This is a genomic window from Halorubrum salipaludis (assembly GCF_002286985.1).
GTDB classification, from domain to species: Archaea; Halobacteriota; Halobacteria; order Halobacteriales; family Haloferacaceae; genus Halorubrum; species Halorubrum salipaludis.
In genome coordinates, this window is sequence record NZ_NSKC01000011.1 from 107,258 (window position 1) to 113,587 (window position 6,330).

7 protein-coding genes are annotated in these 6,330 nt (G+C 55.8%); 5 read left to right on the top strand and 2 right to left on the bottom strand.

Going from position 1 to position 6,330, the window contains the following annotated elements; all coding sequences use genetic code 11:
* Positions 1 to 99: 99 nt before the first annotated feature.
* The 4 genes from CK500_RS15315 to CK500_RS15330 all read left to right on the top strand — a co-directional run bounded on the left by CK500_RS15315 (position 100) and on the right by CK500_RS15330 (position 2,907).
* On the top strand, positions 100 to 525 hold the full coding sequence (locus CK500_RS15315) for a DUF6884 domain-containing protein (protein WP_095638066.1): 426 nt from the start codon (positions 100 to 102) through the stop codon (positions 523 to 525).
* Positions 526 to 573: 48 nt separating this feature from the next.
* A complete protein-coding gene (locus CK500_RS15320) occupies positions 574 to 1,371 on the top strand; it encodes an alpha/beta fold hydrolase (RefSeq protein WP_095638067.1) in 798 nt (265 codons plus the stop codon).
* Between the two features lie 160 nt (positions 1,372 to 1,531).
* On the top strand, positions 1,532 to 1,888 hold the full coding sequence (locus tag CK500_RS15325; RefSeq protein ID WP_095638068.1) for a hypothetical protein: 357 nt from the start codon (positions 1,532 to 1,534) through the stop codon (positions 1,886 to 1,888).
* 107 nt (positions 1,889 to 1,995) lie between these two features.
* Entirely contained in the window at positions 1,996 to 2,907 is a 912-nt protein-coding gene (locus CK500_RS15330) for an ADP-ribosylglycohydrolase family protein (protein ID WP_095638069.1), read from the top strand.
* A gap of 87 nt (positions 2,908 to 2,994) precedes the next feature.
* Here CK500_RS15330 and CK500_RS15335 read toward each other — a convergent pair whose 3' ends face one another.
* Together CK500_RS15335 and tnpA are read right to left on the bottom strand one after the other, a co-directional pair.
* A complete protein-coding gene (locus tag CK500_RS15335) occupies positions 2,995 to 4,233 on the bottom strand; it encodes an RNA-guided endonuclease InsQ/TnpB family protein (protein WP_094533746.1) in 1,239 nt (412 codons plus the stop codon).
* Entirely contained in the window at positions 4,230 to 4,619 is a 390-nt protein-coding gene (gene tnpA, locus CK500_RS15340; RefSeq protein ID WP_094533748.1) for an IS200/IS605 family transposase, read from the bottom strand. Before tnpA ends, CK500_RS15335 begins: the two co-directional genes overlap by 4 nt.
* 173 nt (positions 4,620 to 4,792) lie before the next feature.
* On the opposite strand from tnpA, the gene CK500_RS15345 reads away from it, so the two are divergent.
* Positions 4,793 to 6,145, top strand: coding sequence for an IS4 family transposase (locus CK500_RS15345; RefSeq protein WP_095638070.1), 1,353 nt, complete (start codon positions 4,793 to 4,795; stop codon positions 6,143 to 6,145).
* Positions 6,146 to 6,330: the final 185 nt, after the last annotated feature.

Below are 6,330 nucleotides of genomic sequence, written 5' to 3' on the forward strand. Positions count from 1 at the left end.
GATGATATAGTTGGGGGGATCGGGACACTCGGTACGTAGAGCGTGTTGGCAGGCAGCTCATCGAATACGATTATAGGATCGACAACACAACAGCCCTGTATGGAAGTCGGGCTCGTCAGCTGTACAAAGAGTAAGCGCGAGGAGGCAGCGAAACCGAGGGATCTGTATCTCGAGTCGGCGTTTTTCAGAAAGGCTCGCCAGTACGTTGAAGCGAATCACGATGCGTGGTATATCCTCTCTGCGAAACACCATTTACTCGATCCCGACGGGGAGCCAATCGAGCCGTACGATGAGACGCTGAGCGGTGCGTCTGTGGATACAAAACGGGAGTGGGCAGAAACTGTGTTTGAACAGTTACGCGAAGAAGGCCTGCTTGGCGACGGGAATCGGCTCGTCTTCCATGCCGGACGAGATTACCATGAAGAACTCACACCGCTACTCTCCGAGACGAGTGTTGAATTCTCGGTGCCGACGGATGGGTTACAGTTCGGTGAAACGCTCGCGTGGTACAACGATCGTATCTGAATACGTCACCCCCATAACAGCTAACAGCTATTAGACATATCTGCCAATATGCCAACGGAATCGGTCAACGGGGCGAAGTTGTACTACGAATCAGATGGAGACGGAGTACCAGTTGTCTTCCTCCACGGCGTGTTAATGAGTAGCCGATTCTTCAGCGAACAGCAGTCGCTCAGCGATGACCATCAGCTGATCACGCTCGATTTTCGAGGACACGGTCGCTCGGAAAAGACCGAAACGGGCCATACACTCCCACAGTATGCCCGTGACCTGGAAGCGTTCCTTGACGCACAGGATCTTTCTGACGTTGTCCTTGTCGGGTGGTCAATGGGATCGCTTGTGGCGTGGGAGTACGTCCGCCAGTTTGGGACAGACCGGTTCCGGGGCTTCGTGAGCGTCGAACAACAGCCACTCGACCTTGAACAGGAAGATTACGAGCACGGTGTATTCGGCTTTGACGAACTTCGTGGACTCATGGAGCTCGCACAAACCAACCCACACGAGTTGGCGTGGTCCCTTATTGACGAGATGCTCGTGGATGAACCAGATTCTGTTGAACAGATGCTCTTCGATGAGATCACACGAGTTCCTCCCTCAATCACGAGCGCAATTCTCTTCGACCAATCAGTACGCGACTATCGGGAGGCGGTCCCCGATGTGGATGTTCCTACCCTCGTGTGTCTTGGTGAAGACGAAACGATGCTAGAAAATGGTGGTGTCGAATACGTTGCCGACAATACACCTGACGCTCAGCTTGAACGCTTCGCCAATAGTGGTCACTGTCCGTTCCTTGAAGAGCCTGAGCAGTTCAACCACGTCCTTTCGTCGTTCATTACAGCACGCTACTAATACTGTGTCCAGCACACGAGTCAGCGTCTCATCGCTCGGACACAGACGACTTCGAATCTAGAGTTCGGGATCATGCGAAGAGCATGGCGCGTAGTGAAGGAGAACAGCGCCTCATCGACCACAAAACTAATGTTTGTAGAACATATATTAAGACTTGATTATGCTCAAAGGACATTACAATTCAGCAGGGACAAGTATTGAATACGGTGCTGCTGACGACCTCTTTCCCGTTGAAGAACTGGATGCGACCGTCCACCAGTATCGGGATGCTCAGCTCGCACTTGCCGACGTCGACGGGGCAAGCGTGATTATCATCGCTCCGACGAACCTCGCGTCCAGTTACCACCTCACTCAGCATGCGCTCACTGCGATTCCCGTCGAAAGTCTTCCACCCGCGATCCAGACGCAAATCGCCGACACGATCGACGCCTCGCTAGAGGCGTTCAAGCTCATCCAAATCGGCAAATGGAACAGTAATAGCCCGAACCACTCACTCGGCGAATTCGTCGACGCCTGACCGTGGACGTGGCGACACACAAGGTGCCCCAAGCAGCCTAAAAATGGCTGCTATGAAACGGATCTACCAACCCACACTTTTCCATAAGAGCCAGAGTTGAGTTACGCATGGATTCAGATCGAACCCGTGGGATCCTCTTGGGGTTGGCGTGTGGGGATGCGCTTGGCCGACCGGTTGAGTTCTCGTCGGCATCCTCAATTGCGACCGAGCACGGTCAACTCGACGAGATGATTGGCCATGGGACGTGGAACCAGCCGGCGGGAACAATCACCGACGACACTGAGCAGGCGCTCTGTATTGCCCGCAGTCTTGTTGAGCAGCAAGCGTTCGATCCAGAAGATATCGCGTCTCGATTTGTCGATTGGTACGACAGTGACCCATTCGATATCGGCCGGATGACCATGAAGTCGTTGAGTCGACTCAAACACGGCGATGACTGGAACGAGGCTGGCCAGCACGTCTGGGAGACTAGTCCTGAAGGCCAAAACGCAGGCAATGGGAGTGTGATGCGGTGTCCACCGCTCGCGATACCATACGCAACCGACTGGGAGCGACTTGTCACAGTGAGTCGACAATCTTCACAGATCACGCACGCAGATCCACGGTGTACCTACGGTTGCGCCGTTTTGAATCTCACACTTGCTGGCCTTCTTAACGATGTCGACAACCCGTTACGGAACGCTCTTGATTACGTCGACGCAAGCGCCCCGGATGAACTGACTGCCGCGCTTAGGCCACTGGCACGTGGCGATCAACCCGATCTGCTGGAGACATCGGGTTACGTGATCCACTCACTCCAGACAGCACTCCACGATGGGCTACATACCACAGACGCCGAGGAAGCAATTGTGACAGCCGTCAACCGAGGTGGAGACACCGATACGATCGGCGCAATCACAGGTGCCATCGCAGGTGCCCGATTTGGCGCGTCTCAGCTCCCGGACCAGTGGTTAGCAGTGATTGATGAAGTAGACGAACTCGAAGCACTAGCGATGGAGCTCGAAGGACCAGAGGAATAAACTAAACCACCCGACTTGACCTCCTCCCGCGCCTAAAGTCGCGGGAATCCCACCATGGGATTTCAGGCCGAGCACGGCCTTAAGGTTTCAAGACGCATACGTTCCACGCGTCTCTTGCTGGGTCTCAGCATCGGCGTGGCTGTCTTGTGGGGCGGTCAAACGCCCCCCATCCTCAGCCGAGTCATCGCCATTCGTGTGTTCTCTTGAATGGCTCTCTCCGCTGAGGTAGCGGTCTGTAATGTTTATCGCGCCGTTCACGTCCGCTTGGTACTCGCCCATCCAGCAAGCGTCGTTCGTACACTTGAACGTCGCCTGTCGCGGGCGGTATCCTACCTCACCGCAAACGTGACACTCCTTCGACGTGTTACGCGGGTTCACCGTCTCGATGGGGATGCTCTTCTCGACGGCCTTGTAGCGTATCTGTGCGTGGAGTTTGGCGAATCCCCATCCGTGGAGACGCCGATTCATGTACTCGCCGTAGTCCATCGACTCCCGGATGTAAGTCAGGTCTTCGAGAACGAGAACAGGATTCTCGACGGACTCAGCGTACTCCACGACTTCGCGGGTGACCCGGTGGAACACGTCGTCGATCTGGTTCCACAGGTCGTCACCGAACGACTCCGCGATACGTTCGCTTCCGCGCGTCTGGAGTCGGCGCTTGGCGGTGAAGTAGGTCTTACGGAGCCGGCGGACCGTTTTGCCCTCGTCGGCCCACAGTTCGGGCGCGGTCGGAGAATCGTGATCGTCGCGGTGACACACCGTGACGAGTGACGCTTCCCCGATGTCTACTCCGATGGGCGTCCGTTCTTCGGCGGATACCTCGGAAGGTTCCTCTACGTCGCGAGTGGCGGTGACGTGGAGATACCACGTCCCGCCCCGCTCGAACAGCCGACTCTCGCCCATCTTTGCGTCGCCAGCATTCAACGCTTCGAGCCAGTCCCGCTGTTCGGGGTTCGGCTGGGCTGGCATCCAGAGGTGGTAGTCCTCGTGGTGCGGGATTTTGACGTACCACTCGATTGCGTTCTCGGGCTTGTGGTCGAGCCGGAGCCCCTCGTTCGTGAAGCGGACAGGGTGGTCGTCGTGAAGTTCGCCCGCGTTGTACGTCGTCGTGAGTTGTGGGACGTACTTTTTGAGCGCGTTCTTCGCGTACCCGCTCAGGTCGTAGTTGACCACCACATCGTTCGCCTCGGTCTGCGTGGTACATCGGGCGTCGAAGGCGTCTTGGAGGGCGTGCTGGTAGGCATCTCGCGTTTCTCGGAGTTTCCGCCGCTTGTGGGCGTTCGGATCCACAAGCTTGAGTTCGAGCGTCTTCGTGAGTTTGGTCACGAACCGCCCTCCTGGTGTTGCTGGACGTAGTTCTCGACAGTCTCGCTCGAAACGTGCCCGGCGGTCGCTGCGTAGTAGCCTCGCACCCATCCGATTTTCTCGCCGTCGTGGTCGGCGTATTGGTGGTTGTACTTGCGCGAGGAGATGCCCTTGAACCAGTTGGCGAGGAGCGCCGGTTCGTTCTTGGGTGGACTACTGACGAACAGGTGAACGTGATCGGGCTGAACAATGAGGTCAAGAATTTCGACGCCTTTGCTGTCGGCTATTTCGTGGAGGATGGTTTTCACACGGCTGGCGACCTCGTTGACGAGTACCGATTGACGGTACTTCGGCAACCACACTATGTGGTAGTTGAGGTTGTAGCTCGCGTGCCGTGTGGTCTTCATCCGTGTTACACACTGTAGTCAAACAGGGAGTTAATACTGCCCATGAAACTGTTGGAAATCCGGCCGTGGCGTCGTCGATGGTGGTGTAGGCTATTGTCCGCTTAACCCCCGCCTAAAGACCTGTCTCTTACCCACAAGTTCTAACGGCGGAGTTAACGAACTGAGACTGGAAGATGGGGGGTTGTTCACGGAGTTGGAGACCAGATCTCGATGGGGATGGACAGCTGTGTGACATGGATGTCTCGGGATGGATTCGTTCAGAGTTCCGTTCAGCAGAGTTTGGAGATAAGCGTCTGACTGATCGACTGGTTCAACTTGGGGATGAACTCGGCAGTTCACCTGCCGAGTCCATCCCTGCAGCCTGCGAGGCTCACAAGCAGGCACAGCGATCACGGGTGAGTGGCGGAGACGAGCTGTTGGTCGTCTCCGACACGACGTATCTCACCTTTCCCCGCCACCCAGCCAAGGACGGTCTTGGCGATATTAGTTCCGCAGATATTGACGTAGAAGGCGTCAAATTACACACTTCAGTTGGTATCCGTCCGGACACTCAGCAGATGACGGGGGTCATCGACCAGCAGGTGCTGGTCGAGGACCAACAGGCAGGTGCCACCTACAGCACAAACGGCAGAGACGACCCGATTCCGCTTGAGAATGAGCACGAGAAGTGGCTGCGTGGTGATAGGGAAGCCGCCGAATGGCTTCCTGAAGACGTGCATCCGATCTTTGTCCATGACCGAGGTGGGGATGCATTCTCGTTGTACGAGGAGCTAAGCAAAGAGAGCGCCACCGCTGGTTTCGTCGTTCGAGCCAACCAGAATCGACGCATCTTGACAGAGAGCGGCGAGGCTGGGAAACTCTTCGACTGGAGTAGCGACCTCGCCGAGCGAGGTCGCCACTCCATCGAGATTCAACAGGGAGGTGGACGAGAAGCTAGAACAGCCGAAGTCTCAATCACCGCAGGAAGTTGTGAGTTGCGCGCACCGCGAAATAATCCGAATCAGCAAGGATCCACCGAAGTGAATGTGGTGAGAGTGGATGAAGTGAGCGAGGCTGACGAGCCGATTCAGTGGGTGTTACTCACCACTGAATCGGTCGACACGTTTGAAGATATCCTGACCGTAATCGAGTATTACAGCCTTCGATGGCGGATCGAAGAGTGGCACAAAGTACTGAAGAGTGGCTGTGAGATCGAAGATCGACAACTCCAGACGTGGGAGCGGATGGAGGTATTGCTGAGCGTGTACTCAGTGATTGCGTGGAAGGTTTTGGAGTTACGAGAGCTAGCCCGCGGAGAAGATTCGGTTGGTCCAGAGGTGTTGTTAAGCGAGGCCGAGCGCGCAGTTCTGGAAACGAAATTTCCAGAACTGCGCGGCCAAAGCGGGAAAGCCTACGCGGTACATGTGGCAAAGCTAGGCGGGTATCTAGACCGCGGTTCGGATCCTCCTCCAGGCTGGGAGACGATGTGGAAAGGGCTTCAAAAGCTCCGCATGTGGGCAGAAGGCTACGAACTCGGTGCTGAATGAGCGCCGGGCCGCTCATTCAGCCAAACTCACCGTGGATTCAGACCTTCCTCAAGTCTTCCAGCCTGTCTCCCAACTCGAATCCTGTGAGCTTACCTCAGAAGTGCTGTTTTCCTGACTAATCCGATTATCCTAGTCTTAATTTGGTTAATTTTTCTCGGTGAGCTTGAGTTATGGGTAAGAGACAG